Consider the following 26,647-nt stretch of genomic DNA (forward strand, 5'->3'; position numbering starts at 1 on the left):
GCGTGCCCGCAAAAATAATGCGCGACCGGATGAATGACAATGGATTCATCATCTTGCATACCGTCCGGTCGGTATGGTCTCATGGACGGCGAGGAGTGACCGCTATCACACCGGCCGGCCGCTCGGCTCGACCTGCCGTTCCCCCTGGTCAACGCCGGTTCCTGCGGTGGACGATTGACGCCGTACGGTCCGGAATTTATGGTGGACCGACCGACCGGTATGTGAATACCGGCCGGTAGCCGACGCCCTTTTCCGTGCCCGGCCGCCCGCCCCGGAGAATCGCCATGATCAGCAGCACGATGCAGGACTTCCCGCTCGACGTCGCCGCGATCCTGCGCCACGGCGCGCGCGTCCACGGCGCGAGCGAGTGCGTCACCTGGACCGGCGGCGAGCCGCGCCGCGCCCCGTACACCGAGGTCGCCGCCAACGCCGGGCGGCTCGCCGCCGCGCTGGCCCGCCTCGGCGTCCGCGCGGGCGACCGCGTCGCGACGTTCTGCTGGAACAACCAGGAGCACCTGGAGGCGTACTTCGCCGTGCCCGGCATGGGCGCGGTTCTCCACACGCTGAACATCCGGTTGCATCCGGAGCAGCTCGTCCACATCGTGCGGCACGCCGAGGACCGGATCATCCTGGTGGACGACAGCCTCGTCCCGCTGCTCGCGCGCGTCGCCGGGGAACTGGACGGCGTGGACGCGTACATCGTCGTCGGCGACGGGGACGCCGCCGCGCTCGCCGCCGGAGGCGCGGCCGTCCTGCGGCGCGGCGACCTGCTCGCCGCCGAGGACCCCGGCTTCGCCTGGCCCGCGCTGGACGAGCGGTCCGCCGCGTCGATGTGCTACACGAGCGGCACCACCGGCGACCCGAAGGGCGTCGTGTACTCGCACCGCTCGACGTTCCTGCACGCGCTCGCCGCGACGTCGGCGTCGCTCGTCGGCCTCACCGAGACGGACCGGGTGCTGACGATCGTCCCGATGTTCCACGTCAACGCCTGGGGGCTGCCGTACGCGGCGTTCCTGTCCGGCGCGACGCTGCACATGCCCGACCGGTTCATGCAGCCTGAGCATCTGACGGACTTCGTCGCGGCGGAGCGCAGCACGGTCGCGTCGGCCGTCCCGACGATCTGGAACGCGATCCTGGCCCTCGGGGAGACGCGCGAGCTGGACCTGTCGTCGCTGCGCGCGGGCACGTCCGGCGGAGCCGCCGCGCCGCGCTCGCTGCTGGCCGCGTTCGAGGAGCGCTACGGGCTGCGGATCGTGCAGGGCTGGGGGATGACGGAGACGAGCCCGCTCGGCGGCATGGCGTTCCCGCCGCCGGAGGTGGAGCCGGGGACGGCCGAGGATCTGGACTGGCGGATGCGGTCCGGCCGCGTCGCGCCGGGCGTCGAGATTCGCATCACCGACGAGTCGGGCGCGGAACTGCCGTGGGACGGTGTCGCGGTCGGGGAGATCGAGGTGCGCGGCCCGTGGATCACCGGTTCGTACCACCGCGATCCGGCCCCGGAGAAGTTCCGCGACGGCTGGCTGCGCACCGGCGACATCGGCACGATTGACGAGCGCGGGTTCTTCACCATCACCGACCGGGTGAAGGACGTCATCAAGTCCGGCGGCGAGTGGATCTCGTCGGTCGAGCTGGAGAACCTGCTGATGGGGCACCCGGACGTCCACGAGGCCGCCGTGATCGGCATCCCGGACGCGCGGTGGGACGAGCGTCCGCTGGCCTGCGTCGTCCTGCGGCCCGGCGCCGCCGCGACGGCCGCCGAGCTGGCCGGGTTCCTGGACGGGAAGGTCGCGCGCTGGCAGGTCCCGGAGAACTGGGCGTTCCTCGCCGAGCTGCCGAAGACGACGGTCGGCAAGTTCGACAAGAAGCCGCTGCGCGCCCGCTACCGGGACGCCGCGCTGACCGTCGAGCGGATCACGCCCGCAGACCGCTGAGGAACAGCTCCACGTAGTGCTCGCTGATCGTCCGCGTCGCGAGCCGTCCGCCCGGCCGGTACCACGAGCCGATCTGGTGCAGCGCGCCGAAGAAGAAGTTCACCGCGATGTCGGCGGGCACCCGTTCCGACAGCGACCCCTCGCGCTGCCCTTCCTCGACCAGGCGCCGGAACCGCTCGTGGTACCGCCGCCGCTCGGCGCGGACGGCCTCCTGCCGCGCCGCCGACAGCAGGTGCGTGGACCGGAAGAAGACGATCAGGTCGTCCAGGTAGCGGAACGAGGTCTCCAGGACGTCGAGCGCGGCGGCGCGCAGCCGCTCCTCGGCGGTGCCGGCGCCGTCCGCGATCCCTTCCAGGCGGCGGGTCTGCAGGTCGAGCAGCCGGTGGTAGATCGCGTAGAGCAGGTCGTCCTTGGAGCCGAAGTAGTGGTACATCGCGCCCTTGGTGACGCCCGCCGCCCGCACGATCTCCTGGACGGACGTGCTCTCGTACCCCTTCTCGGCGAACAGCCGCGTCGCCACCGCCAGGAGCCGGTCGGGCAGGGGCAGGTGGTCCGACGCCTGCGTTGACACTCGACCTCCGTCCGGGGGACGGCGCCGATCGGGCCGGCGCCGCGCGCCAGCCTACCTACCGGGCCCGCACGTGCGCGCCGACGACGGGCCGCGCCAGCAGCGCCGCCGCCGTCCCGGCCGCCGCGCAGCCGAGCAGCACGAGGAACACGACGTTCCCGTCCGCGTGCCGCTCCGCGAGCGCGATCAGGCACTGCCGCGCGGGCTCGACGGCCAGCACCCCCGCGACGACCCACAGCCCGACCCGCCCGGCGCTCCGCCCGCGCCGCACCAGCACGGCCCCCCACCCGAGCCCGACCGCCACGACGACGAGCAGCGCCAGGTAGACCCCGACCGCCCCCGACGACAACGCGGGCTCCGCGACGGCGTCGACCCGCTCCGACCGCGCCTGAACCCCGAGCAGCACCGCCCCGACCACGACGACCTGCGCGACCAGCAACCAGATCGCCGCACCGACGACTCCGGGCGTTCCTTCGGGTCTCTCGTCCATGATGAGCCTTCCGGGGTTGGGGGCTTTTGTCGTTCGACGCGCCCGCCCGCGAGGGCGTTCTGACCGGATCGAGAAAAAGTTCGGGGGTGTGTCGATCCCGGGGGGAGGTCGTTCGACCTTGGGGTGAGAGGGTCCGAGAGAGCGGCCCGGGACAGGAGACGACCCATGAAGTACATGCTGATCATGCGCGCGACGGACGAGGCGTTCGGGCAGATGGCGTCGGTGGACTTCGGCGAGATGCTGGAGACGGTCGGCCGGTACAACGAGGAGCTGATCCGCGCCGGGGTGCTGGTCGCCGCGGAAGGGCTCGCGGACGCGGAGGAGGGCGTCGTCGTGGACTACTCCGCCGAGCCGCCCGTCGTCACGGACGGCCCGTACGGCGAGACCAAGGAGCTGTTCGGCGGGTTCTACATCCTCAACGTCGCGTCCAAGGAGGAGGCCGTCGAGTGGGCGAAGCGGTCCCCGATCAGCGGGAAGGGCTTCAAGACCGAGATCCGCCGCGTCACGACGATCGACGAGTTCCCGCAGGACAACGAGTGGATCCAGAAGGAGCGCCGGTGGCGCGAGGCCACCGGGCAGCTCTGAGCGGGGAACGCGGGGATGGGCGACCCGACCGGGCGCGACGCCGTCGCCGCCGTGTGGCGGATCGAGTCGGCGCGGATCGTCGGCGCGCTCGCGCGCTACACCGGTGACTTCGCGCTGGCCGAGGACCTGGCGCAGGAGGCGCTGGCCGAGGCACTGGTGACGTGGCCGCGCGACGGGACGCCGCGCAACCCGGCCGGGTGGCTGCTGACGGTCGGGCGGCGGCGCGCGATCGACGCGTTCCGCCGCCGGTCGGCCCGTGACGAGCGCTACGCCGTCCTCGCCCGCGAACTGGGCGAGGGCGGCGCGGCGGTCGGGCGGCCGCCCGGCGATCCGGCCCGGGAGGGCGACGACGTGTTGTGGGACCCGGACCAGATCGACGACGACGTCCTCGCGCTGATGTTCACCGCGTGCCATCCGCTGCTCTCGCGGGAGGCGCGGGTGGCGCTGACGCTGCGCGTCGTCGGCGGGCTGACCAGCGACGAGATCGCGCGCGCGTTCCTCGTCCCGACCGCGACGGTGCAGGCCCGCATCACCCGCGCGAAGAAGACGCTGCTCGCGGCGCACGTGCCGTTCGCGGTGCCGCCCGCGGGGGAGCGCGCGCGGCGCCTCGGCTCGGTGCTCAGCGCCGTCTACCTGATCTTCACCGAGGGGTCGTCGGCCAGCTCCGGCGCGGACGTCATCCGGCTCGACCTCGCCGGCGAGGCGCAGCGGCTCGCGCGCGTCCTGGCGCGGCTGATGCCGGACGAGCCCGAGGTCCACGGGCTGCTGGCGCTGCTGGAGCTGACGGCCGCGCGCTTCCCTGCGCGCACCGGTGCGGACGGCGAACCGGTGCTGCTCGCAGATCAGGACCGCCGCCGCTGGGACCAGGGTGCGATCCGCCGGGGGCGCGCGGCGCTGGCGCGCGCGGCGGGCGTCGGCCGGGGGCTCGGCGCGTACGGGCTGCAGGCCGCGATCGCCGAGTGCCATGCCGTCGCGCCGTCCGTCGAGGCGACGAACTGGGAGCGCGTCGTCCTGATCTACGAGGCGCTGGGACGGCTCGCGCCGTCACCGGTGGTCGAACTGAACCGCGCGGTGGCGGTCTCGATGGCGCAGGGACCGGCGGCGGCGCTGCCCATCGTGGACGGGCTGGCGGACGCGGCCGAGCTGGCGCACTCCCACCTGCTGCCGAGCGTCCGCGGCGAACTGCTGACGCGGCTGGGCCGGGCGGCGGAGGCCCGCGCCGAACTCGAACGCGCCGCGCGGCTCTGCGGGAACGACGGCGAAAGGGCCGTCCTGGAACGCAAGCTCGCCGCCCTCGGCTGACTGTCCGAGGCCCGCGCTAAGGTCCGTCCCGTCAACGGAGGGAGCCCCATGTCCGTGCCGTTCCTCGGCCTGCGCACCGTGATCTACCCGGCGCCTGACGTGGCCGCCGCGAAACGCTGGTGGACGTCCGTGCTCGGCTTCGAGCCGTACTTCGACGAACCCTTCTACGTCGGCTACGACGTCGGCGGATACGAACTCGGCCTCGATCCGGACGGCGATCCGGCGGCCGGGCCGCGCGTGTACTGGGGCGTCGAGGACGCTGCGGCCGCCGAGGCGGCGCTGATCGCCGCGGGCGGCGAGTCGCACGAGAAGTGCCGCGAGGTCGGCGGCGGCATCGAGGTCGCGACGGTGCGCAACCCGCTGGGGGACCTGGTGGGGGTGATCCGGAACCCGCACTTCTCCGTCTGAGAAACGTCCTGATCACGGCCGCGAACTCCGGGCTCGTGCGCGCGGACCGGCGGTCGCCTGAGCGGAACGTGCGTCGGACAGCGGCGCGGCGAGCGCGTCGGCCGAGGCGTGGTCGATGTCCCCGACCTCGACGAGGACGGGCGTTCTGATGCGCCGCGGCTCGTCGGCGGGCGTCAGGACGTGCGGCGCGCCTGCCGAGCCGAGTGATCCAGGACGCCGTGTCGGCGTCGGACGGCTCGGGCTCGCGGCCGTCCGCGAGGTCGTTCGGCACGCGCCGGTTCGCGCCGCCCGGCGTGCCGGTCACCGACGCCAGCCCCGGACCGGCCACAATCGCCCGGTTTGAGACGAGCATGCTTAGGACGATCCGCGCGCCCAGCGAGCAGCCGCCCAGGCCGTAGTCGTCCGGCCCGAGGTGTGCGACCAACGCGAGACCGTCGTCGGCGAGCACGTCGCGCGGGTAGCGACCGGGCACTGTCGCCGTGGCCGTGTAGATCCGGCAGGACGACGCGGCGTCCGCCAGCCGTGCGGCTCGAGCTCGTCCTGACGGCTGCCGGTGCTCGCAGCGGACGGGTTCACCGGGACGGCGGACTTGCCGCCCGGCGCCTCGTCGGCGCGCGCCGACCGCGCGGCACGTGTTCGCGGACGTCGAAGCTCCGCGGATCGGGACGGCGTCCGGGCTGTTCAGCGCCGTCAGACGGCTCGACGCCGTCCCCCAGCATCGCCGCCTTCGGCCGACCCGCCCACGACGCCTGCGCGCGGACCCTCTCGATCAGCGCCTTCCCGCGCGCTCGCGGTCCGCGCGTCCGGCGGTTGACCCGGCGCATGGCTAACCGTTATCTATATGATCCGACCCGTGAGGAGACCCGATGCAGGACGTGCTGCTGGCGCTGCTCGCCAAGGAGCCCGCGCACGGCTACGACCTGCGCGCCCGGCTGCGCGCGGCGCTCGGCCCGCTCGGCGGCGACCTCAACGACGGGCAGGTGTACGTCACGCTGCGCCGCCTGGAGAAGGCCGGGCTCGTCACCGCCCGGCTCGTCGGGCAGGGCGACCGGCCCGACCGCAAGGTCTACGAGCCGACCCCGGCGGGCCGCGAGCGCGTCGCCCGGTGGCTGGCCGACGTCGACCCGGCGGCGCGGCCCGCGCCCACGGACCTGTACCTCAAGCTCGTGGCGGCCGCGTCGTCCCGGCTGGCCGACCCGGTGGACATCGTCGACGCGCAGCGGCGCGAGCTGCTGCGGCGGCTGGCGGACGTCCAGCGGGCCGCGCTGGCCGAGCCCGCCGGGTCCGGGCCCGCGCTGCTGCTGGAGGGCGCCGTCCTCCGGCTGCAGGCCGATCTCCGCTGGCTGGACGCGTGCGCCGCCCACTGGACCGACCGGAAGAAGTGAGGAACCGCGTGGAACCCGTCCTGCGAGTCCGCCGGCTGCGCAAGCACTACGGCGCGGGCGGCGGCCTGGTCCGCGCCGTCGACGACGTCGACCTCGACGTCGCCCCCGGCGAGGCGCTGGCCGTCGTCGGCCCGAGCGGCTGCGGGAAGTCGACGCTGCTGCACATGCTCGGCGCGCTCGACCGGCCGGACGGCGGACGCGTCTGGCTCGGCGGCGAGCGGATCGACCGGCTGTCCGAGACCGCCGCCGCCCGGCTGCGCCGCCGCGCGATCGGGTTCGTGTTCCAGGCGTTCCATCTTGTGGACGAGCTGACGGCGCGGGAGAACGTCGAGCTGCCCGCGCTGCTGGCCGGGGCGTCGCCGCGCGCCGCCCGCCGCCGCGCCGCCGCGCTGCTCGACCGCGTGGGGCTCGCGGACCGCGCCGGGCACCTGCCCGCCGCCCTGTCGGGCGGTCAGCGGCAGCGGGTCGCGGTCGCGCGCGCCCTCGTCAACGACCCGGGGCTGCTGCTGGCGGACGAGCCCACCGGCAACCTCGACACCGCCGCCGCCGGGGACGTCCTGCGGCTGTTCGCCGAGCTGCGCGCCGAGGGCCGCACGCTGGTCGTCGTCACGCACGACGCGCGGATCGCGGCCGCGGCGGACCGGCTGATCACCATGCGGGACGGCGCGTTCGTCGACCAGACCGTGTTCGCGCCGTCCGGGCTGGTGTGACATGGGGCGAATCATCCTGATCTGCCGTCTGGCACGGCACGACCTGCGCCGCCGCCCGGCGCAGGCGCTGCTCCTGCTGCTGGCCGTCGCCGCCGCCGCGACCACGCTGACGCTCGGGCTGCTGGTGCGCGCCGCCGCCGACGACCCCTGGGAGCGGACCCGCGCGGCGACCGCCGGGCCGGACGCCGTCGCCACCGCCTCCGACGCCCGTTCCCTGCGCGCTCTGGCCAAGGCCGACGGGGTGACGGGGGCGCTGCGGCCGCTGCCGACCGTCGCGGCGCGGCTCGGCGTCCGGGACGTGGCCGTCAACGCGGTCGTCCAGGGCCGCGACGTCGCCGCCGGGTCCATCGACCAGCCGTTCGTGACGTCCGGCGCGTGGCTCCGCCCGGGGTCGGTCGTCGTGGAACGGGCGTTCGCCGACGCCTTGCGCGTCCGGCCCGGCGATGCGGTCACGCTGGCCGGACGCCGCTTCACCGTCGCCGGAATCGCCGTCACGACCGGGCGCGCGCCATACCCGTCCTCCACGCCGGGCCTGATCTGGACGACCCGCGCCGACGCGGCCCGGCTGCCCGCCGCCCAGCGCCGGTGGACGATGCCGCTGCGGCTGGCCGACCCGTCCGCCGCGCCCGCCTTCGCCGCCCGGCATCCGGGCGTCACGCCGTGGCAGGACCTGTCCGCGTACGCCACCGCCGAACTCCGGCTGACGAACAACGCCCTGATCAGCGGCGCGTGGGCACTGGCGATCCTCGCCGGGCTGTGCGTCGCGCTGCTGGTCGGCGGGCGGCTCGCGGAACAGGGCCGCCGCGTCGGACTGCTCAAGGCGGCCGGGGCGACGCCCGCCGTCGTCGCGGTGACGCTGCTGGCCGAGCACCTGGCGGTAGCGCTCGCCGCCGCCGCGCTCGGGCTGCTCGCGGGCCGCGCGGCCGCGCCGCTCCTGTCCGGCCCGAACGCGGGCCTGCTCGCCGGAGACGGGCCGGCGCTCACCCCCGGCATCACGGCCGCCGTCCTGCTGTTCGCGGTGGCCGTCACCGCAACGGCCACCGCGTTCCCGGCTCTGCGCGGCGCACGCGTCAGCACGGCACACGCACTGCGCGACCCCGTCCGCCCGCCACGCCGCGTCGGGGTACCGCCCGGACTGCCCGTCACGCTGCTGCTGGGCCTGCGCATCGCGGCGCGCCGCGTCCGGCGGACGGTCCTCGCGGCCCTCAGCACGGCCGTCACCGTCGCCATGATCGTCGCCGCACTGGCCATGAACCGCGAGGCGGCCCGCAAGGACGGCCGGACAACCGGTCCCGATTTCGTCCCCGGCGCGGGCAATCCCGTCACCGAACGAGTCACCCAAATCATCCTGGTACTAGCCGCGGCGATGCTCCTACTGGCAGCCGTAAACGCCATCCTCACCGCATGGACGACGACCCTCGACACAAAACGAACCTCAGCCCTGGCCCGTGCTCTGGGCGCAACTCCCCGCCAAATCACCGGCGGCCTGGCCGCCGCCCACCTGATCCCGGCAACAATCGCCGCCACAGCAGGAATCCCCCTGGGCCTCCTAATCAATAAAGCCGCCCACGCGGCAGCAGGCTCCTCAACAACAACGCAAATCCCACTCCTATGGCTGGCAGCGGTCCTCCCCGCCGCCCTGGCAGCCACCACCGCCCTAACCGCCGTCCCCCTGAGAAAAGCAGCCACCCACCCGATAGCCCCGACCCTCACCGCCCCGTGACCCACCCGCCGACACCCCACGCCCAGGCACGCTCCTCCTGGAAGGTTTCCTAGGCCGCCTGGCCACCGCCCGCCACGAAATCAAAATCGAAGCGACCCCCGACCCCATCTGGGCCGCGCTGCGCGACGTAGTGAACTGATCATCAGCATCGCCGACAGAAACGTCCACGATGTCGACGGCCCGCACGCTGCCGGAGGCGAGGCCGTGCTTGCGGCTGAACCAGCCGACCCCGCCGCCCAGGGTGTAGCCGGTCACGCCGACGCCCGGCGCGCTGCCCGCCAGGCCGTCCAGCCCCAGCGGACCGGCCGCCGCCTGCACCTACGCCCATCGCGCGCCCGCGCCCACCCGGACGACTCGCTCCTCCGCGCGTACCGCCACCTCGTTCAGCAGGCCGGTCCGCAGCAGGATCACGCCGTCCACATCGCCCGAGGCGTCATGCCCGGTCGGCTGCGCGGCCACCGTCAAACCCTCCCGCCGGGCGTAGCGGACGAGAGCCCCCACGTCGTCGGCGCCCGCGGCCTCCACGACCGCCGCGACGGGCTGCCTGACGGTGAGGTTCCACGCGGTGGCCGCCTGCTCGAAGCCGTCGTCCTCCGGCAGGAGCACGCGCCCTTTGAGCACGTCGCGCACATCGTTGATCGTCATCGTCGTCTTCCCCTTCGATTTCGCAGTGATCGGTCTCACGACCGGGCGTCGCCGGGGGTGAGGACGCTCATGGCCAGGCCCATCGCGTTCTCGCGATTGCCCTTCACCGCCGCCGAGACGGCCCGGCTGAACGAGCTGCGACTGACCGCCGCCGAGCTGCACGTCGCGGCAGGTCTGCGCCTCGGCGACCCGCGGCGATGGTTCCTGAGGCCGAGCGGCTCACCCCGCGACGAGCCCCTCCGCGAGGAGGGCCGGCGGCTGCACGCCCTGGCGCTGTGGAGCAGCACGCGCTGGCGGCTCTCCGCCGCGCCGCGGCGTCCTCGCCGAAGAACTCGGGCTCGACCCCGGCCCGGACCTCGCGGCGTTGGAAGAGGCGATCCTCACCCAGCGCACCGACGTCCTGCGCGATCGTGCCCCGACACCGCCAGCGCCGCGCGCCGCCGCCGGAGCCGGTTCCGTTCGTCGGCCGCGAGGCACAGCTCTCGGCGCTGGTCGCGGCCGCCGCGCAGGCCGTCACCGACGGCTTCCGCGTCACCCTCGTCACCGGCGAGGCCGGGCTCGGCAAGTCGACGCTGCTGGAGCACCTGGGCAGGCGGCCCGAACGGGCGGGATGGCTGGTCGCCGCCGGCCGCTGCCTCGAAGTCGACAGCGCGCCGCCCGCGTGGGCCTGGACCGAGGCGCTGCGAGCCGTCGCCGCGACCACCGCACCGGGCCGGTTCGCCGACGACCTCGCGCCGCTGCTCACCGACGCCGGACCGGGGAACGCCGACGCCACCGCCGGACGGTTCCGCCTGCGCCAGGCCATCTGGAAGTGGCTCGCGGAGGTCGCCGCGCACCGCCCGGCTGCTGAACGGCGAGGGGGTGCTGGTCGCCCTCTCCGATGTCCCGGACGGCGTGCGGGACGTCCTCCGCCGCCGGCTCGCGCGCCTGCCCGAGGGAACCGTGTCCGTCCTCCGGCTCGCCGCGGTCGCGGGCCGGGAGAGTCCGGTGGACGTCCTCGTCAGGGCCGCCGACGCCGACGAGGACGGGGTGCTGGACGCGCTCGACGCGGGCGTCATCTCCGGGCTCCTCGACGAGCCCGGCCCCGGCCTCGTCCGCTTCGTCCACGCCCTCGTCCGGGACACGCTCGTCGCCGACCTCAGCCGCCTCCGCGCGGCCCGGATGCACACCCGGATCGCCGCCGCCCTGGAAGGCACCGACGACATCGCGGCGCTGGCCCACCACCACGCACGCGCCGTCTCGCCCAAGGCAGTCGGCTACTGCGTCCGGGCCGCCGAACTCGCCGAGGTCCGCTACGCCCACGACGTGGCGGTCTGCCTCCTCGGCGACGCCGTCGCCACCTCGACCGGACCGGACGAGCACGTCGAACTGCTCGGCAGGCTCCTGCGCGCGCAGATCAGGGCGGGAGCCATCGCGGCCGCCCGCGAGACGCGCCGCGAGGCCGTGGAGTACGCGGAGTCCCTGGGCCGCGACGACCTGATGATCGCCGCGTTCACCGCGTGGATGGAGCCGACCCCCTGGGGAACGGTGGACCGGCCCGTCGTCGACCGCCTGCGCCGCCTGCTCGACCGCGAACTGACCCCGTCCGTGCGGTCCCGGCTCCTGACGGCGTACGCGAACGAGCTGATCGGCGAGGACGACCCGACCGTTCCGGAGGCGGCGCAAGAGGCCCTCGACCTCGCCACCGACCCCCGCCTGCGGGCGCTGGAGATCCTGGCCGGAGTCCAAGGCGACGCCGACCTCGCCCAGGAGCTCGTGGAGATCGGCACGCAGCACGACCTGCCGGTGTACCGCGTCACCGGGCGGCTCAACCTCGCCGTCGCCGCCGCCAACGACCCGATGACCGTACGACGGCTGACCGCCGAGGTCCTGGAACTCGCCCGAACTACCGGATGCCCGAGGCGATCACCGTCGCCGAGATAGCGCTGGCGGCCCTGGCGGTCATCAAAGGCCGGTTCGCCGACGCCGCAGACCTCTACAACAAGGCCGGCGAGGGCATGCGGCGCACCGGGTCGGTCCACGCGGCGGGCTTCCTCCAGCTCGCCCTGGCCGTCATCCGGCTGAACGACGGCACGCTCGGCGCGCATCTGGACGACGTGCGCGCCGTCCACGCCGTGCTCGGCCCCACGACCACCGACCTGCTCGCGCTCGCCCCGCACGCCAACGGCCTGGACGCCGAGGCCCGCGACGTCCGCGCGTCAGCCGGCCCGATCCGCCCGCGACGGTCCCCCCGCGGGCACCGAGGGCATGGCGGTGGCGCTGCGACCGGTCGCCCACACCCTCGGCGAGCTGGCCGCCCTCCTCGACCGCGACCGCGGGGCCACCGCCCACTTCGCCCGCGCCGCCGACCGATGGAACGCCCCCCGCTGGGCCACCGAATCCCGCTCCCGAGCAGCCACCTGAATCCACAGCTCAGGAGCCGAAAAAGCAAGTGGAGGCGCGGGAAATCCCGGCCTCCACATGTGTGAATCGCTGGTGTCCGAGGGGGGACTTGAACCCCCATGCCCCGTAAAGGGCACTAGCACCTCAAGCTAGCGCGTCTGCCTATTCCGCCACCCGGACGTGGGTGTGTGCCGCAGCGGTGTGCGGCGCGGGTTCACCATACCAAAGGTCCCGAGTTCGCCGCGACGTCGCCGGAGGGGGCACCATGAGCGGGTACGCAGATCCCAGCGTGAAGGTGATGCCCGTGACCGCCGAGGACGAGGTCGTCCAGTTCTGCCAGGAACTCATCCGCATCGACACCAGCAACCCAGGGGACCACTCGGGTCCGGGGGAGCGGGTCGCGGCCGAGTACGTCGCGGAGAAGCTCGCCGAGGTCGGCGTCGAGTCCCAGTTGTTCGAGCCGCACCCGAAGCGGACGAGCCTCGTCGCGCGGATCGCGGGGGAGGACCCCTCGCGCGAGGCGCTGCTGCTGCACGGGCACCTGGACGTCGTGCCGGCCCGCGCCGAGGACTGGACGCGCGACCCGTTCGGCGGGGAGATCGCCGACGGGTGCGTGTGGGGGCGCGGCGCCGTCGACATGAAGGACATGGACGCGATGATCCTCGCGGTCGTCCGGGACCGGCTGCGGTCCGGGCGCAGACCGCCGCGCGACGTCGTGCTCGCGTTCCTCGCGGACGAGGAGGCGGGCGGCTCCTGGGGCGCGCGGTGGCTGGTGGAGGAGCGGCCGGAGTTGTTCGAGGGCGTCGGCGAGGCGGTCGGCGAGGTCGGCGGGTTCAGCCTGACCGTGCCGGGCGACAGGCGGATGTACCTCATCGAGACGGCGGAGAAGGGCATCGCCTGGATGAACCTCACCGCGCGCGGCACGGCCGGGCACGGGTCGATGGTGCATCCGGACAACGCGGTGACGGCGCTCGCGGCGGCGGTCGGCAGGCTGGGCGGCCACGAGTTCCCGCCGCAGCTCACCAAGACCGTCCGCATGTTCCTGGAGCGGGTGTGCCTCGCGTACGGGATCGAGTTCGACCCGGCGGACCCGGAGGCGGCGCTGGCGAAGATCGGCCCGCTCGCCCGGATGATCGGCGCGACGCTGCGGCACACCCTGAATCCGACGCGGTTGGACGCCGGGTACAAGACGAACGTCATTCCGCAGGATGCGAGCGCCCAGGTCGACGGGCGTTTCCTCCCGGGTTATGAAGATGAATTCATGGCAACTGTGGACGAACTTCTCGGACCGGACATCAAACGGGAGTTCGTCTACCACGACCAGGCGCTGGAGACCGACTACGAGGGCGCGCTGGTCGCGGCGATGGAAGCGGCGCTGACCAGTGAGGACCCGGGCGCGCTGCCCGTCCCGTACTGCCTCAGCGGCGGGACGGACGCCAAGCACTTCGCCCGGCTCGGCATCCGTTGTTTCGGTTTTGCCCCACTTCGCCTGCCCGCCGATCTGGACTTTTCGGGAATGTTCCACGGGGTGGACGAGCGCGTCCCGGTCGACGGCCTCCGCTTCGGCGCGCGGGTCCTCGACGCTTTCCTCGATCGCGCTTAGAAAAACTTCCCCGATTGCGCCCGCGGGTGGGTTCCGTGGTGCTACGGTTACCTTGCGTGAGGGCGGTTGACTCGTCCTTGGCGATCGGGTGACTCAATTGGGGGAGCAACCGGTGATGTGCGACACGGCGCTCAGGGCGGTCACCGCCCTGCTGCGCCGTGCCGCCGTTCGTCGGCTCCTCGTGGTCCTCGGCGTCCTGGCGGCCGGCTGGCTGGCCGGCAGCGCCGCCGCGCAGGCGGCGCACGCCGACGGGCCGCCCCCGCGGGAGCGGTCCGCGGAAGGCGCCCGGGTCCTCGACGCCGCGGCCCAGGCGCCCGTCGTCGCGGACGCCCTGCGGACGGTACGGAGCGTCACGGCGGACGCCGCGCGGTCACCCGTGCGGCTGCCCCTCGGGGACGGCTTGCCCGAGCCCGCGCCGCTGCGGACGCCCGTGCTGCAGTACGAGCTGCGGTACGAGCCGCGTCCGGTGTGGCAGTGGGACTCCCCACCGGCGGCGCCCGTCGCCGCGCCGTCCGTCCGGCGGGACGCGCCCCCGGCCGGGGCGAGGGTCGCGGACGCGGCCCGCACCGAGGCCGGCGGCGTCCCCGTCCGGGTCGGTCCCCGGCGGCACGGCCCCGCCGCGACCCCGCGCGCCACGAGCGCGGCCGGGGTCCGGCACGACACCGCGCGCACCCCGGCGCGGACCGCCGCGCGGACCGGCGACACCAAGCGGCCCGCGGCGCCCGGCGCACCGATCCCGGCGCCCGTCCAGTCCGGGACGTCCGCGCCCGGCACCACGCTGATCCCGCTCGGCGGGCTCGGCGGCCCCCTCGCCCGCGAGTTCGCGGCGCACCCGCGCACCCGCGGCGTGCTCGCACACGCCCCCGGCGTGCTGCCCCCGGTCGTCCGCACAGCGGCGGACGAACCGTCCTTCGCGCCCGACTAGGCGCCTTCTCCTCGGCTTCCCCGGTCCGTGCGGCTCGGACCCGGACGCCGCTCCCATGCCCCTCCGGCATGCACCATCCCGAGGCTCCACGGCTGCCTTCCGCATGCCCGCGCCTCGATTTCACCCTCACCTAACTCCTTGAACGGAGCATCATGCGTACGTGGGTTTCCGGCACGGCTCGTGCCACCTTCCTGACCGCCGGGTTCGTCGCCCTGGGCGTCAGCGTCCTCCCGACCGCCGCGCTCGCCGACACCTCCGGCGAGCACGGCGTCCTGTCCGGCAACCAGGTCAGCGCGCCGATCTCCGCGCCGATCGAGATCAGCGGCAACGGCAACGCCGCGTCCCGCGGCGGCGCGATCGTCCACAACGCCGCCCCGCGCGGCGGCACCGGCCACACCTCCGGCCGGGACGGCGTCGGCTCGGGCAACCAGATCGACGCGCCGATCAGCGCCCCGATCGACGCCTGCGGCAACGGCGTCGCGCTGCTCGGCCGGTCCGCCGCCGCGTGCGAGGGCGGCTCGACCGTCCTCAACGAGCGGGGCGGCTCGGGCGGGGGGACGACGTCCGGCAAGCACAGCGTGCTGGGCGGCAACCAGGTCAAGGCGCCGGTGACCGCGCCGATCGACGCGTGCGGCAACGGCATCGCGGTCCTCGGCCGGACGGCCGGGGCGTGCGAGGGCGGCTCGACGGCCCTGAACCAGGGCGAGCGCCGCGCCGCGAGCAACGCCCGCGCCGCGTCCGGCCCGAACACCACCGGCCGCGACGGCATCCTGTCCGGCAACCAGGCGGACGCCCCGATCTCCCTGCCCATCAACGCGTGCGGGAACGCCGTCGCGGTCCTCGGGAAGAGCGGCGCGGGCTGCCCCGGCGGCTCGATCGTCGGCAACGAGGGCGGCAACGGCGGGGGGACGACGTCCGGCGAGCACGGCGTCGGCTCGGGCAACCAGATCAAGGCCCCGGTGTCCGCGCCGGTCGACGTGTGCGGGAACGGGATCGCGGTCCTCGGCGAGGCGGCCGGGGCGTGCAAGGGCGGCTCGACCGTCCTGAACGAGGGCGGCCACCCGGCCGCGCCGCACAAGCCCGCGAAGCCGGTCAAGCCGGTGAAGCCCGTCCAGCCGCGCAAGCCGAGCAAGCCGCACAAGCCCGCCAAGCCCGTCCAGCCGAGCAAGCCGCACGGGGGCAAGCACCACGGGGGCAAGAACCACGGCGGTAAGCACCACGGGGGCCACAACGCCCTGCCGCCCGTCCACAAGATCCACAAGACGCACAAGAAGCACGGCGGCCACTGCGACTGCGGCTGCCACGCGCCGAAGACGGTCCACACGACCATCGTCAAGAAGCACGGCGTCACGAAGCACAAGCCCGTCGTCCACAACCACGCGCGGAACGAGAACATCACCGTCGTCCAGCGCCGCGCCGCCACCGAGCGCCGCGCCGGTCTGCCGAGCGCCGGTCTGCCGAGCACCGGTCTGCCGGGCGGCACCGGCCTCACCGGCGCGGGCGTCCTGGGCGCGCTGCCCACCGGCCTGCCCGCCGGGAACGGCGCCGTCGCCGGCCAGCGCACGGCGGCCCCCGCGGGCCTGCCCGTGACGGGCGCGCCGGGTCTCGGCGGGGTCACCGGCGCGGTCACCAGCCCGGTGTCCGGCACGGTGTCGGGCGCGGTCCGCGGCCTCCCGGTGAACAAGGTCGCCGGGGCGCTGCCCGCCGAGCTGCCGACCGCCGTCCCCGGCGCGGAGCGCTCCCGCACGGCCGCCCCGCAGGCGGTGGACCTCCCGGCGGACGCGCTGAAGACCGTCTCCGCCACGACGCCGCTGGAGAGCGGGAACGGCGCCTCGTCGCTGTGGGTCCTCGCGGCCGCCGCGGTGATGGGCGCCGCGTCCGCGACGTTCGGGATCGTGCGCCGCAGCCCGCGGCGCCGCTGACGGCCCGGGCGCGGCTCCGCGACGACGCGGACGCGGGGCCGCGCCCGGCGCCCCGGCGCCAACAGAACACGCAGGTGAGCCAGCCCGTCCCGGAGGCGCGGTCCGGGGCGGGCGCAGCCGTGCCCGGACGAGGGGCGGCGGGAATGATTACCGGTCGTCAGAGCTTTGGTACGTAGTGCTACGCTCCGGCCGGGAGTACGTCAGAACGTCCGAACCTGTCGGATGATCTTGCGGCGCAGTTGGATTCTGCGGCTACCGTCGGGGTAGAGGCGGAGGCGATCGAGTTCCCAGCCGCCGTGCTCGGCGTGCTCGGTCATGACCTGCCGGGCGGTGTCACGGGTGGTGCCGCGCGGCAGTCGCAGGACGAGGTAGGTGTACTCCACCATTGCGTCCATTATGACGTGCCAGGGCCGGGCCAGGGACTCCGGTGCGGCGGCCTTCGTCCGCGACATCGGTGCCGACGTGTCATCCTGTCCTGGCGCGATGGCGAGTGGCGTCCGCCTTCATGGGAAGGGCGGAACCGCAACGTGCATGAAGACCAGACAGTGAGGTTGGAGCGACTGTGCCAGCCAAGAACGGCACTGCGAAGGGCGGCCCGTCCGGGGGCGACGGCACCCGGCTGGTGATCGTCGAGTCGCCGGCCAAGGCGAAGACGATCGCCGGATACCTGGGCCGCGGCTACGTCGTGGAGTCCAGTATCGGCCACATCCGGGACCTGCCCGGGAGCGCTTCGGAGGTGCCGGCCAAGTACAAGGGCGAGCCGTGGGCGAAGCTCGGCGTGAACGTCGAGCAGGAGTTCGAGCCGCTGTACGTGGTCAACACCGACAAGCGCGCGCAGGTCGCCAAGCTCAAGAAGCTGCTGGCGGAGGCCGACGAGCTGTTCCTCGCGACGGACGAGGACCGGGAGGGCGAGGCCATCGCCTGGCACCTCCAGGAGGTTCTGAAGCCGAAGGTGCCGGTCCACCGGATGACCTTCCACGAGATCACCCCCGACGCGATCCGCGCGGCCGCGGCGAACCCCCGCGAGCTGAACCTGCGGCTGGTGGACGCGCAGGAGACCCGGCGCATCCTGGACCGGCTGTACGGCTACGAGGTGAGCCCGGTCCTGTGGAAGAAGGTCATGCCGAAGCTGTCGGCGGGCCGGGTGCAGTCGGTGGCGACGCGGCTGGTCGTGGAGCGGGAGCGGGAGCGCATCGCGTTCGTGCCCGCGCACTACTGGGACATCGCCGCCGAGTTCGACACGGGCAGGGCCGAGGAGCCGACGCGGTTCAAGGCCGGGCTGGTCGCGGTCGACGGGAAGCGGGTCGCGCAGGGCCGCGACTTCGCCTCCGACGGGACGCTGAAGACGCGGGAGGTCCTGCATCTGGACGAGGCGGCGGCGCGCGGCCTCGCGGACCGCCTGGGCGGCCGTCCGTTCGAGGTCAAGTCCGTCGAGAGCAAGCCGTACACGCGCAAGCCGTACCCCCCGTTCCGCACGACGACGCTGCAGCAGGAGGCCAGCCGCAAGCTGGGCTTCTCGGCGAAGTACACGATGTCGGTGGCGCAGAAGCTGTACGAGAACGGCTTCATCACCTACATGCGAACGGACTCGGTGACGCTGTCGGAGACGGCGATCGGGGCGGCGCGGCGGCAGGCGGCGACGCTGTTCGGCGGCGAGTACGTGCCGGACAAGCCGCGCGTGTACGCGTCGAAGGTGAAGAACGCGCAGGAGGCGCACGAGGCGGTGCGCCCGGCGGGCGACAGCTTCCGCACGCCCGGCGAGACGGGCCTGAACGGCGACCAGTTCCGCCTGTACGAGCTGATCTGGAAGCGGACGATCGCGTCGCAGATGAAGGACGCGGCGGGCCGCAGCGTGTCGATCCGGGTGACGGGCGAGTCCACGTCCGGGGAGACCGCGGAGTTCGGCGCGACGGGCAAGACGATCACGTTCCACGGGTTCCTCAAGGCGTACGTGGAGAGCGCGGACGACCCGTCCACCGACCGCGACGACCAGGAGCGGCGGCTGCCGAACCTGACCGAGGGCGACGGCCTGACCGCCGCGTCGGTGCAGGCGGAGGGCCACTCGACGCGCCCGCCCGCGCGGTACACCGAGGCGAGCCTGGTGAAGGAGCTGGAGGAGCGGGAGATCGGCCGCCCCTCCACCTACGCGTCGATCATCGGGACGATCCTGGACCGCGGGTACGTGTTCAAGAAGGGCACGGCGCTGGTGCCGTCCTTCCTGGCGTTCGCGGTGGTGAACCTGCTGGAGCAGCACTTCGGCAACCTGGTCGACTACGACTTCACCGCGCACATGGAGGACGGCCTCGACGAGATCGCGCGCGGCGAGGCCGAGCGGGTGCGCTGGCTGAGCCGGTTCTACTTCGGCGACAACGGCGAGGAGGGCCTGCGCGAGCTGGTCGGGGACATCGGCGACATCGACGCCAAGGGCATCAGCTCGTTCCCGATCAAGGGGACGAGCATCATGGTGCGCGTCGGCCGGTACGGCCCCTACCTGGACCGCGACGGCGAGCGCGTCAACATCCCCGAGGACATCGCGCCGGACGAGCTGACGGCGGAGAAGGCCGAGGAGCTGTTCGCGCAGCCGAGCGGCGACCGGGAGCTGGGCACGGACCCGGAGACGGGGCACGTGGTCGTGGCGAAGTCGGGGCGGTTCGGCCCGTACGTCACCGAGATCCTGCCGGAGCCGCCCGCACCGGCCGAGGGTGAGAAGAAGAAGCGGACGAAGAAGGCCGACGCGCAGAAGCCGCGGACGAGTTCGCTGTTCAAGTCGATGTCGCTGGACACCGTCACGCTCGACGACGCGCTGAAGCTGCTGTCGCTGCCGCGCACGCTCGGTGAGCTGGACGGCGAGCCGGTGACGGCGCAGAACGGCCGGTTCGGCCCGTACATCAAGCGGGGCACCGACAGCCGGTCGCTCGGTGCGGAGGAGGACCTCTTCACCGTCACGCTGGAGCAGGCGAAGGAGCTGTTCGCGCAGCCGAAGCAGCGCGGCCGGGGCCGCGCGGCGGCGCCGCCGCTGCGGGAGCTGGGCGAGGACCCGGCGAGCAAGAAGCCGGTCGTGGTGAAGGAGGGCCGGTTCGGCCCGTACGTCACCGACGGCGAGACCAACGCGAGCCTGCGCAAGGGCGACGAGGTCGAGTCGATCACGATCCAGCGGGCGGTGGAGCTGCTCGCGGAGCGGCGCGAGAAGGTCGCGGCGAACGGCGGGAAGAAGAAGGCGCCCGCGCGGCGGCGAACGTCGGCGAAGTCGGGCTCCTGATGACATCTACGCCGATACTCTGACCGACATGACCGAAACGGGCGTCATCCGGCCGGACCCCGCCGCGCCGCCGGGCGACTCGCCGATCCTGCGGCGGCTGCGGACGGCGCTCGCGCTGTCGGCCACGGGCCACTGGCTGGCCGCCGGCGCGCTGACGGCGGCGGCGGGCGTGCTGGCCCGCGACGACGCGCCGATGGACCGGGCGGCGTCGGTCGGGCTCGTGCTGGCGCTGCTGCTGGTCCCGGCGGTGCTGCTGCCGCCGGTGACGCGGCTGACCGTCCGGCTCGACCGGCGGACGGTGCTGGTCGCGGCGGACCTCGTCCGCGTGGTGCTGCTGGTGTCGGTGCCGCTGGTGGACGCGCTGCCGTGGACGGCGGCGGCGGCGTTCCTCGTCGGGGTCGCGGCGCTGCCGTGGGCGCCGACGGTGGCGCGGCCCGTCCCGGCGCCGGTCGCGGTCGTCCCGACGCGGGCGGCGGACCCGGCGGCGGAGGCCGCCGAGAACGCGCGCCGGTCCATGCTGCGGACGGCGGTCGGCGCGGCCCCGGTCGCGGCGGCGCTGTTCGCGGTACTGGCGCTGGTGGCGGACGCGGTCGCGGGGGCCGCGACGCGCGCCGACCTCGTCCTGTACGTCGCCGCCGCGCTGTTCCTGGCGTCGGCGGTCGCCGTCGTGCTGCTCGGCGATCTGCCACGCGACACCGAAGCGCTGCCCGCGCCGCTCGCGCTGCTGTTCCGCGGCGGCTCGGCCGCCGGGATCGCGGTCGCGGGCGCGGGTCTGGCGGGCGGCGCGGTCGCCGCGCTGGCGCTGGTGACGGCCGCGTCCTACGGCGCGGGCGACGCCGGGTACGCGTCGGTGCTCGCGGGCCTCTCGATCGGCGCGTGCGCCGGGGTGTTCCAGGGGCCGCGCGCGCTGGCGGCGTTCAGCCGGGCGCGGCTGCTCGGCCTCGCGGTGCTCGCGGCGGCGCTGCTGCTGGCGGTGCTCGCGCTCGTCCACGACCTCGTCGTCGTGGCGTTCCTCGCCGGGTTCCTCGGCGTCGCGGCGGGCACGGCCTGGGCGGCGGCGCGCACGCTGGTCCCGGAGCGGACCGGGCACCTGCGGTCGGCGGCGCTGGTCGCGGCGCTCGTCGCGGCGGCGGCGCTCCCGCCGCTGGCCGGGGCGGTCGGCGTCCACCGGCTGACGGTCGGCGACGGCGCCTACGACCTCACCGGCGCGCAGGTCGCGCTGCTGGTCGCGGCGGTCCTCGCGGCGCTGGCGGGCTACGTCGCGCTGCGGCGGCTCGACGACCGGCGCGGCGTCCCCTTCTTCCGCGACCTCGGCGCGGCGCTGCGCGGCGAGCGGTACACGCCGCACGCGGCTGAGCCGCCGCGGCCGCGCCGCGCCGCCGAGCGCGGCGTGTTCATCGCGTTCGAGGGCGGCGAGGGCGCGGGCAAGACCACGCAGGCGCGGCTCGCCGCGATCTGGCTCCGCGACCACGGCTACGACGTCGTCACCACGCACGAGCCCGGCGCGACCAAGATCGGGATGCGGCTGCGCGCGATGCTGCTGGACCGCGAGACGACCGGGCTGTCGCCGCGCGCGGAGACGCTGCTGTACGCGGCCGACCGCGCCGACCACGTCGCGAACGTCATCCGGCCCGCGATGCGGCGCGGCGCGATCGTCGTCAGCGACCGGTACGTCGACTCCTCCCTCGCCTACCAGGGCTACGGGCGGCGCGAGCCCGTCGCGGACATCGCGCGGCTCAACGACTGGGCGACGACCGGGCTGCTGCCGGACCTGACGATCCTGCTGGAGGTGCAGCCCGAGGCGGGGCTGCGGCGGCTGCCCGCCCCGGCCGACCGGATCGAGTCCGAGCCCGCCGAGTTCCACGAGCGGGTCCGCGACGGGTTCCGGGCGCTCGCCGAGGCCGACCCCGACCGGTACCTCGTGCTGGACGCGGGCCGTCCGCAGAACGAGCTGAGCCGCGAGATCCAGGACCGCATCCGCGAGATCCTCCCCGACCCGGTGCCGGTGTCGGCGGAGGAGGTGACGGGCTCGTTCCCCGCGATCACCGAGTGATCCGGCGTCAGAGCCAGCCGCGCTCGTCCGCGACGCGGACCGCCTCCATGCGGTTGCGCGTGCCCGTCTTGGCGATGGCGGCGGACAGGTAGTTGCGGACGGTGCCCGCCGACAGGAACAGCCGCCCGGCGATCTCCGCGACGGTCGCCCCGGCGCGCGCGGCGTCCAGGACGTCGCGTTCGCGGGCGGTGAGCGGCGAGTCCCCGGCGGCGAGCGTCGTGGCGGCGAGCGCGGGGTCCACGACGCGCTCGCCGCGGGCGACGCGGCGGACGGCGTCCGCGAGCGCCTCGGCGGGCGCGTCCTTCACGACGAACCCGACGGCCCCGGCCGCCATCGCGCGGCGCAGGTAGCCCGCCCGGCCGAACGTGGTGAGGATGACGACGCGGCAGTCCGGGGCCTGCTCGGCGAGGACGGCCGCCGCCGCGAGCCCGTCCATGCCGGGCATCTCGATGTCGAGCAGGGCGACGTCGGGGCGGTGGCGGAGGGCGGCGGGGACGACCTCGTCGCCCCGGCCCACGGCGGCGACGACGGTGAAGTCGTCCTCCAGGTCCAGCAGCGCGGCCAGGGCGGTGCGGATCATCTCCTGGTCCTCGGCCAGCAGCAGCCGGATCGTCACGCGGCGGCCGCTCCGTCGAGGGTTCCGTCGAGCGTGACGCGCAGCCGCCAGCCGCGCGGGGCGAGCGGGCCCGCGTCCAGCCGTCCCCCGGCCGCCTCGACGCGCTCGCGCAGCCCGGCCAGGCCGTTCCCGGCGGCGGCCGTGCCGCCGACGCCGTCGTCGCTGATCTCCACGGCGGTCGGCGTCAGCGCGACCGCGCACCGGGTCGCGCGGGCGTGCCGCACGACGTTGGTCAGGCCCTCCCGGACGACCCAGCCGAACAGCTCCTGCCGCGCGGTGTCCACCGCGTCGGCGGCGGTGGGCAGCTCGGCGGCGACGCCCGCCGCGCGCAGCAGCTCGCGACCGCGCGCGAGTTCCCCGGCGAGCGTCACGTCGCGGTACCCGGACACGGCGGCGCGGACGTCCGCGAGCGCCTGCCGGGACAGGTTCTCGACCTCGGCGATCTCGTCGCGGGCGCGCGCGGCGTCGGCGTCCGCGAGGCGGCGGGCCAGGCCGCTCTTGACGGTGATGACCGTCAGCGAGTGGCCGAGCAGGTCGTGCAGGTCGCGGGCGATGCGCGCCCGCTCGGCCTCGGAGGCGAGCCGGGCGACCTCGGCGCGGGCGGCGCGCAGCGCGTCGTTGGCGCTGACGAGCTCGGTGAACGCGAAGATCATCGCCGCGGTGAAGACGATCATGATCGCCTGGAGCCAGCCCGCCTCGTCGAACCACAGCCAGGGGACGGCCAGCGCGGCGAGCGCCCCGGCCGCCGTGATCGCCGTCGCGTACCGGCGCAGCTCGGCCGCCGCGAGCGCGACGATGACGGCGAGCAGGTAGAACGCGTAGATCCTGGCGATGGGCAGTTCCGCGAGGAACAGCGCGGTGAGGACGCCGAGCAGCGCCCAGGCCGCCCGCGTCGCGCCGCGCGCGGCGGCGAGCGCGGTCAGCGGGTAGCAGGCGGCGAACGCGGCGGCGAGCGCGTAGCCCGCGGCGGCGCGCGCGCCCGACGCCTCCTGCGCGAGGCCGCCGACCGTCACCAGCGGGTAGGCGAGCATCCCGGCCGCCAGCATGACGCGCCGCCAGCCGTGGACCCACCGCCGCGCGTCCGGGGTGTCCCCGCTCATGGCCCGCAAGCTAACACCGCCGGACGGCCGCTGAGAAGGCCCGCGCGAAGGCCCGTGCGAGGACCCGCGGGAAGGCCCGTGCGAAGGCCCGTCGGAAGGCCCGGTCACGCGGCCGCGAACCGGGCGCGCAGCCGCCCGCCGTTGACGAACGCGACGATGCCGAGCAGCAGCAGCCCGCACGCGGCCTGCTCGACGCGGAACCAGACCGGGAACAGGCCCGGCAGCGCCACGATGACGACGACCGCCGCGAGCATCACCGCGGACGTGATCCGGAGCCTGCGGTACGCGGCCCGGACGCCGCGCGCGGCGCGCACCGCGAACCGGAACGTCAGCGCCGAGCCGACGGCGACGAGGACGCCGCGCGTCCAGACGGCGTCGTCGACGATCGCGTGGTGGTCGCGCAGTGCGGCGACGGCCGCGACGGTGAGCACGCTCAGCGCGAGGTAGGAGGCGGTCAGCAGCTTCGTCGCGCGCAGCGCGCCGGCCGCGCGGTCGTTCTCGGTGGTGTCCATACCGGTCATCGTCCGTTCGGGCGGCCCCGCGCGGGCAGTGCCGTCGCCCATCACCCCGCCATGACATTCGTCATGGCGCGCGGCGCGGGTCGGTAGCCTGGCGGGTATGAGCGTGTGGGACGACGTCGTCGGCCAGGAGTCCGTCGTGGACGGGCTGCTGCGCGCGGCCGAGGGCGGCGCGCCCGCGCACGCGTGGCTGTTCACCGGGCCGCCCGGCTCGGGGCGGTCGGCGGCGGCGCGGGCGTTCGCGGCGGCGCTCCAGTGCGGGGAGGTGCCGCGCGGCTGCGGGCACTGCGCGTCCTGCCACCAGGTGCTGCAGGGCACGCACGCCGACGTCGAGGTCGTGCGGCCCGCCGGGCTGTCGTTCGGCGTGAAGGAGACGCGCGAGCTGGTGCTGCGGGCGTCGTCGTCGCCGAGCGGCGGGCGCTGGCAGATCGTGCTGTTCGAGGACGCCGACCGCGCGACCGAGGCGGCGGCGAACGCGCTGCTCAAGGCCATCGAGGAGCCGCCGCCCCGGACGGTGTGGCTGCTCTGCACGCCGTCGCCGGAGGATCTGCTGGTGACGATCCGGTCGCGGTGCCGGTTGGTGACGCTGCGGACGCCGCCCGTCCCGGCCGTCGCGGCGGCGCTCGTCCAGCGCGACGGCGTCGACGCGGACACGGCGCGGGAGGCGGCGCGGGCCGCGCAGGGCCACGTCGGGCGGGCGCGGCTGCTCGCCACCGACGCCGAGGCCCGCGCCCGCCGCGCGGAGGTGCTGGCGCTGCCGCGCCGGCTGACGGGCGTCGGCCCGGCGGTGACGGCGGCGGACGCGCTGGTCCGGGCGGCCGAGGCGGAGGCGAAGGCGGAGGCCGAGTCGCTGAACGAGGCGGAGACCTCGGCGCTGCGGCAGGCGCTCGGCGAGAGCGCGAAGGGCCGGATGCCGCGCGGCACGGCGGGCGCGCTGAAGGAACTGGAGGACCGGCAGAAGTCCCGGGCGACGCGGGTGAAGCGCGACGCGCTCGACCGCGCGCTGCTGGATTTGGCGTCCTATTACCGGGACGTGCTGGCGTTGCAGCTCGGCGCGGGCGGCGACCTGGTGAACGAGCCGCTGGCCGCCGAACTGCGCACGGCCGCCTCGGCGGGCGCGCCGGAGGCGACGATCCGCCGCCTCGACGCGATCATGGCCTGCCGCGAGCGCGTCGGCGCGAACGTGAACCCGCTGCTCGCGGTGGAGGAGATGACGCTCGCCCTGCGCACGGGCTGACTCCCGCGCGGCGGACGCGTTCGCCGCCGGTCGTTCTCCTACGATGGGCGAGCCGGCCCCGGTCGGGCATAAGGTGCGAACCAGTCTGTAACGATGGCTGTGCGCCCGGCACCGGATGCGATAGAAACGTCGGGCGACAACGCGGACGAGAGGCGGGAAGCGTCATCCCCATGGACGGAAACGGCAGGAAACCGGGTCACGGGGACCGGCTCGGGTCGTGGCGGACGCTGGTTCCCCTCTGCGCGGCCACCGTCGCGGCCTTCGCGGTCGCGGGCGGGCTCGACGCGGTGGACCGGCACAGCCACGCGCGCTCCAAGGAACGCTCCGCGGCCGCCGCCGCGGCGCACGAGGTCACCGAGAAGGCCGCCGAGCCGCGCTACGTGGTCGGCGTCCGGCGCAACGGGACGGCGCTGGTCGTCCGGGACGCCAAGACCGGCAAGGACGTCGGGCTGCCCGTCGCGGCGGCGCCCGGCGCGCGGTTCGAGCGCGTGGCGCGGGGCGGCGGCGCGTACGTCGTCGCGTCGTCGACCGGCCGGAACGTCACGTTCCAGAAACTCACCCTGGACGGCAAGGGACATCCGGCCTCGCTGACCGCCGTCCCCGGCGCGGCCGTCACCGGCCGCTCCACCGCCTGGTCCGACCTCGCCGTCAGCCAGGACGGCAGGAGCATCGCCTACGTCACCTACACCGGCAAGGCCGGGCGGGTCGACGTCCTGTCGGGCGCGGAGCGCAAGTCGTGGACGACCAAGTCGGCGGCGCGCATCGGCAGCCTGTCCTTCGCGGGCCGGACGCTGTCGTTCGTGTGGAGCCCCGTCGCCCGCCCCGGCCGCCACCAGGTCCGGACGCTCGACACCGCCGGCGAGTCCGGCGACCTGCGCGTCAGCCGCGCCGTGCTGACACTGCCCGCCGGGTCCGGCCCCGCCCTGCTCAGCAAGGACGGCGCGACGCTCATCGCGGGCGTCGGCGACGACACCGCGTGGACGCTGCGCGCCTACTCGGTGAAGACCGGCAAGCCGACCCGCGACCTGTGGACGCGGGACGTCGAGAGCGGCCTCCGGCAGCTCGCGGCCGACTCCGGCGGCCACCTGCTCGCCGCCGCCGCGGACGGCAGCCTGTACGGCTCCAAGGAACTGTCGGCCACCGCCGCGGACCTCACCGACGTCGCCTGGTAAGCCCCACGCGGGCGTGACCCGCCCGGCGGCGCGACCCGGCCTGGGCACGGCCGCGCGCCGGTTCGGCGCGGGGCGCGACCCCGGCCGACGGCGCGCCGGGCGGCGGCCCTGCG

At 74.9% G+C, this 26,647-nt stretch carries 23 protein-coding genes, 1 tRNA gene and 1 pseudogene; 17 read left to right on the forward strand and 8 right to left on the reverse strand.

Translation table 11 applies throughout. The features are described 5' to 3' along the window. Positions 1 to 284 precede the first annotated feature (284 nt). A complete protein-coding gene (locus tag G339_RS0114900; protein WP_019631880.1) occupies positions 285 to 1,931 on the forward strand; it encodes a long-chain fatty acid--CoA ligase in 1,647 nt (548 codons plus the stop codon). On the opposite strand, the gene G339_RS0114905 is transcribed toward G339_RS0114900, so the two are convergent. Together G339_RS0114905 and G339_RS0114910 are read right to left on the reverse strand one after the other, a co-directional pair. Further along, entirely contained in the window at positions 1,912 to 2,502 is a 591-nt protein-coding gene (locus tag G339_RS0114905; RefSeq protein ID WP_019631881.1) for a TetR/AcrR family transcriptional regulator, read from the reverse strand. The genes G339_RS0114900 and G339_RS0114905 overlap by 20 nt on opposite strands. Before the next feature lie 55 nt (positions 2,503 to 2,557). Beyond that, complete coding sequence (locus G339_RS0114910) at positions 2,558 to 2,989, reverse strand: hypothetical protein (RefSeq protein WP_026341456.1); 432 nt, start codon at positions 2,987 to 2,989, stop codon at positions 2,558 to 2,560. A gap of 165 nt (positions 2,990 to 3,154) precedes the next feature. Here G339_RS0114910 and G339_RS0114915 point away from each other — a divergent pair, with 165 nt between their 5' ends. From G339_RS0114915 to G339_RS0114945, 6 genes are all read left to right on the forward strand, one after another. Continuing rightward, positions 3,155 to 3,574: a YciI family protein gene (locus G339_RS0114915; RefSeq protein WP_019631883.1), complete on the forward strand. Its 420-nt coding sequence runs from the start codon at positions 3,155 to 3,157 to the stop codon at positions 3,572 to 3,574. A 15-nt stretch (positions 3,575 to 3,589) separates the two neighbouring features. Continuing rightward, positions 3,590 to 4,876, forward strand: a complete 1,287-nt coding sequence (locus G339_RS0114920) for an RNA polymerase sigma factor (protein WP_019631884.1) — start codon at positions 3,590 to 3,592, stop codon at positions 4,874 to 4,876. Between the two features lie 48 nt (positions 4,877 to 4,924). Next, a complete protein-coding gene (locus tag G339_RS0114925) occupies positions 4,925 to 5,284 on the forward strand; it encodes a VOC family protein (protein ID WP_019631885.1) in 360 nt (119 codons plus the stop codon). Between the two features lie 866 nt (positions 5,285 to 6,150). Further along, positions 6,151 to 6,669 (forward strand): PadR family transcriptional regulator, encoded by a 519-nt coding sequence (locus G339_RS38785; protein ID WP_019631887.1) that lies wholly within the window; start codon positions 6,151 to 6,153, stop codon positions 6,667 to 6,669. A gap of 8 nt (positions 6,670 to 6,677) precedes the next feature. Further along, positions 6,678 to 7,379 (forward strand): ABC transporter ATP-binding protein, encoded by a 702-nt coding sequence (locus tag G339_RS38790; RefSeq protein WP_019631888.1) that lies wholly within the window; start codon positions 6,678 to 6,680, stop codon positions 7,377 to 7,379. 1 nt (position 7,380) lies between these two features. Beyond that, on the forward strand, positions 7,381 to 9,102 hold the full coding sequence (locus G339_RS0114945; RefSeq protein ID WP_019631889.1) for an FtsX-like permease family protein: 1,722 nt from the start codon (positions 7,381 to 7,383) through the stop codon (positions 9,100 to 9,102). A gap of 318 nt (positions 9,103 to 9,420) precedes the next feature. On the opposite strand, the gene G339_RS36135 is transcribed toward G339_RS0114945, so the two are convergent. Further along, a complete protein-coding gene (locus tag G339_RS36135) occupies positions 9,421 to 9,747 on the reverse strand; it encodes an FAD-binding protein (protein ID WP_019631890.1) in 327 nt (108 codons plus the stop codon). A 197-nt stretch (positions 9,748 to 9,944) separates the two neighbouring features. On the opposite strand from G339_RS36135, the pseudogene G339_RS40415 reads away from it, so the two are divergent. The 3 genes and pseudogenes from G339_RS40415 to G339_RS40425 form a co-directional block, all read left to right on the forward strand. Then, positions 9,945 to 10,520, forward strand: a pseudogene (locus G339_RS40415) (ATP-binding protein); the annotation flags it as partial. Between the two features lie 88 nt (positions 10,521 to 10,608). Continuing rightward, positions 10,609 to 11,670 (forward strand): hypothetical protein, encoded by a 1,062-nt coding sequence (locus G339_RS40420; RefSeq protein WP_019631891.1) that lies wholly within the window; start codon positions 10,609 to 10,611, stop codon positions 11,668 to 11,670. A gap of 330 nt (positions 11,671 to 12,000) precedes the next feature. Continuing rightward, positions 12,001 to 12,150 carry a hypothetical protein gene (locus tag G339_RS40425; RefSeq protein ID WP_240489815.1) on the forward strand — a complete coding sequence of 50 codons (150 nt, stop codon included), beginning with the start codon at positions 12,001 to 12,003 and terminating at the stop codon, positions 12,148 to 12,150. A gap of 70 nt (positions 12,151 to 12,220) precedes the next feature. Here G339_RS40425 and G339_RS0114965 read toward each other — a convergent pair. Then, a tRNA-Leu gene (locus G339_RS0114965) sits at positions 12,221 to 12,309 on the reverse strand. An 85-nt stretch (positions 12,310 to 12,394) separates the two neighbouring features. Here G339_RS0114965 and G339_RS0114970 point away from each other — a divergent pair. The 3 genes from G339_RS0114970 (at position 12,395) to G339_RS36690 (ending at position 16,579) form a co-directional block, all read left to right on the forward strand. Beyond that, a complete protein-coding gene (locus G339_RS0114970; protein WP_240489816.1) occupies positions 12,395 to 13,732 on the forward strand; it encodes a M20/M25/M40 family metallo-hydrolase in 1,338 nt (445 codons plus the stop codon). A 112-nt stretch (positions 13,733 to 13,844) separates the two neighbouring features. After that, a complete protein-coding gene (locus G339_RS0114975) occupies positions 13,845 to 14,657 on the forward strand; it encodes a hypothetical protein (RefSeq protein WP_157407679.1) in 813 nt (270 codons plus the stop codon). A 152-nt stretch (positions 14,658 to 14,809) separates the two neighbouring features. Beyond that, a complete protein-coding gene (locus tag G339_RS36690) occupies positions 14,810 to 16,579 on the forward strand; it encodes a chaplin family protein (protein ID WP_051107839.1) in 1,770 nt (589 codons plus the stop codon). A 200-nt stretch (positions 16,580 to 16,779) separates the two neighbouring features. On the opposite strand, the gene G339_RS0114985 is transcribed toward G339_RS36690, so the two are convergent. Beyond that, the gene (locus G339_RS0114985) at positions 16,780 to 16,965 is read right to left on the reverse strand and encodes a DUF5703 family protein (RefSeq protein WP_026341458.1); all 186 of its coding nucleotides are present in this window, start codon (positions 16,963 to 16,965) and stop codon (positions 16,780 to 16,782) included. A gap of 176 nt (positions 16,966 to 17,141) precedes the next feature. Between G339_RS0114985 and topA the strand changes: the two genes are divergently transcribed. Both topA and tmk read left to right on the forward strand, forming a co-directional pair. Further along, on the forward strand, positions 17,142 to 19,838 hold the full coding sequence (gene topA, locus G339_RS0114990) for a type I DNA topoisomerase (RefSeq protein ID WP_026341459.1): 2,697 nt from the start codon (positions 17,142 to 17,144) through the stop codon (positions 19,836 to 19,838). 28 nt (positions 19,839 to 19,866) lie between these two features. Continuing rightward, positions 19,867 to 21,891 carry a dTMP kinase gene (gene tmk / locus G339_RS0114995; RefSeq protein WP_019631897.1) on the forward strand — a complete coding sequence of 675 codons (2,025 nt, stop codon included), beginning with the start codon at positions 19,867 to 19,869 and terminating at the stop codon, positions 21,889 to 21,891. A gap of 7 nt (positions 21,892 to 21,898) precedes the next feature. Here the strand turns inward: tmk and G339_RS0115000 are convergent, their stop codons facing one another. From G339_RS0115000 to G339_RS0115010, 3 genes are all read right to left on the reverse strand, one after another. Beyond that, positions 21,899 to 22,507, reverse strand: coding sequence for a response regulator transcription factor (locus tag G339_RS0115000; RefSeq protein ID WP_019631898.1), 609 nt, complete (start codon positions 22,505 to 22,507; stop codon positions 21,899 to 21,901). Then, positions 22,504 to 23,607, reverse strand: a complete 1,104-nt coding sequence (locus G339_RS0115005) for a sensor histidine kinase (protein ID WP_019631899.1) — start codon at positions 23,605 to 23,607, stop codon at positions 22,504 to 22,506. Before G339_RS0115005 ends, G339_RS0115000 begins: the two co-directional genes overlap by 4 nt. 104 nt (positions 23,608 to 23,711) lie before the next feature. Beyond that, positions 23,712 to 24,119 carry a hypothetical protein gene (locus G339_RS0115010; protein ID WP_019631900.1) on the reverse strand — a complete coding sequence of 136 codons (408 nt, stop codon included), beginning with the start codon at positions 24,117 to 24,119 and terminating at the stop codon, positions 23,712 to 23,714. 106 nt (positions 24,120 to 24,225) lie between these two features. On the opposite strand from G339_RS0115010, the gene G339_RS0115015 reads away from it, so the two are divergent. Both G339_RS0115015 and G339_RS0115020 read left to right on the forward strand, forming a co-directional pair. Next, positions 24,226 to 25,362, forward strand: coding sequence for a DNA polymerase III subunit delta' (locus G339_RS0115015; RefSeq protein ID WP_019631901.1), 1,137 nt, complete (start codon positions 24,226 to 24,228; stop codon positions 25,360 to 25,362). A gap of 170 nt (positions 25,363 to 25,532) precedes the next feature. Further along, the gene (locus G339_RS0115020; RefSeq protein ID WP_019631902.1) at positions 25,533 to 26,534 is read left to right on the forward strand and encodes a hypothetical protein; all 1,002 of its coding nucleotides are present in this window, start codon (positions 25,533 to 25,535) and stop codon (positions 26,532 to 26,534) included. The last annotated feature ends 113 nt before the right edge of the window (positions 26,535 to 26,647 follow it).

It is taken from the genome of Actinomadura atramentaria DSM 43919, from assembly GCF_000381885.1.
GTDB classification, from domain to species: domain Bacteria; phylum Actinomycetota; class Actinomycetes; order Streptosporangiales; family Streptosporangiaceae; genus Spirillospora; species Spirillospora atramentaria.

Excerpts from the sequence above, each read along its gene's own strand:
- G339_RS0114920 (WP_019631884.1), top strand. The coding sequence starts at position 3,590 with ATGGGCGACCCGACCGGGCGCGACGCCGTCGCCGCCGTGTGGCGGATC.
- G339_RS0114900 (WP_019631880.1), top strand. The coding sequence starts at position 285 with ATGATCAGCAGCACGATGCAGGACTTCCCGCTCGACGTCGCCGCGATC.
- G339_RS36135 (WP_019631890.1), bottom strand. The coding sequence starts at position 9,747 with ATGACGATCAACGATGTGCGCGACGTGCTCAAAGGGCGCGTGCTCCTG.
- G339_RS0115005 (WP_019631899.1), bottom strand. The coding sequence starts at position 23,607 with ATGAGCGGGGACACCCCGGACGCGCGGCGGTGGGTCCACGGCTGGCGG.
- G339_RS0114985 (WP_026341458.1), bottom strand. The coding sequence starts at position 16,965 with ATGGTGGAGTACACCTACCTCGTCCTGCGACTGCCGCGCGGCACCACC.
- G339_RS0114925 (WP_019631885.1), top strand. The coding sequence starts at position 4,925 with ATGTCCGTGCCGTTCCTCGGCCTGCGCACCGTGATCTACCCGGCGCCT.
- G339_RS0115015 (WP_019631901.1), top strand. The coding sequence starts at position 24,226 with ATGAGCGTGTGGGACGACGTCGTCGGCCAGGAGTCCGTCGTGGACGGG.
- G339_RS0115020 (WP_019631902.1), top strand. The coding sequence starts at position 25,533 with ATGGACGGAAACGGCAGGAAACCGGGTCACGGGGACCGGCTCGGGTCG.
- G339_RS0114910 (WP_026341456.1), bottom strand. The coding sequence starts at position 2,989 with ATGGACGAGAGACCCGAAGGAACGCCCGGAGTCGTCGGTGCGGCGATC.
- G339_RS0114915 (WP_019631883.1), top strand. The coding sequence starts at position 3,155 with ATGAAGTACATGCTGATCATGCGCGCGACGGACGAGGCGTTCGGGCAG.
- G339_RS0115010 (WP_019631900.1), bottom strand. The coding sequence starts at position 24,119 with ATGGACACCACCGAGAACGACCGCGCGGCCGGCGCGCTGCGCGCGACG.
- G339_RS36690 (WP_051107839.1), top strand. The coding sequence starts at position 14,810 with ATGCGTACGTGGGTTTCCGGCACGGCTCGTGCCACCTTCCTGACCGCC.
- G339_RS38785 (WP_019631887.1), top strand. The coding sequence starts at position 6,151 with ATGCAGGACGTGCTGCTGGCGCTGCTCGCCAAGGAGCCCGCGCACGGC.
- tmk (WP_019631897.1), top strand. The coding sequence starts at position 19,867 with ATGACCGAAACGGGCGTCATCCGGCCGGACCCCGCCGCGCCGCCGGGC.
- G339_RS0114945 (WP_019631889.1), top strand. The coding sequence starts at position 7,381 with ATGGGGCGAATCATCCTGATCTGCCGTCTGGCACGGCACGACCTGCGC.
- G339_RS0114970 (WP_240489816.1), top strand. The coding sequence starts at position 12,395 with ATGAGCGGGTACGCAGATCCCAGCGTGAAGGTGATGCCCGTGACCGCC.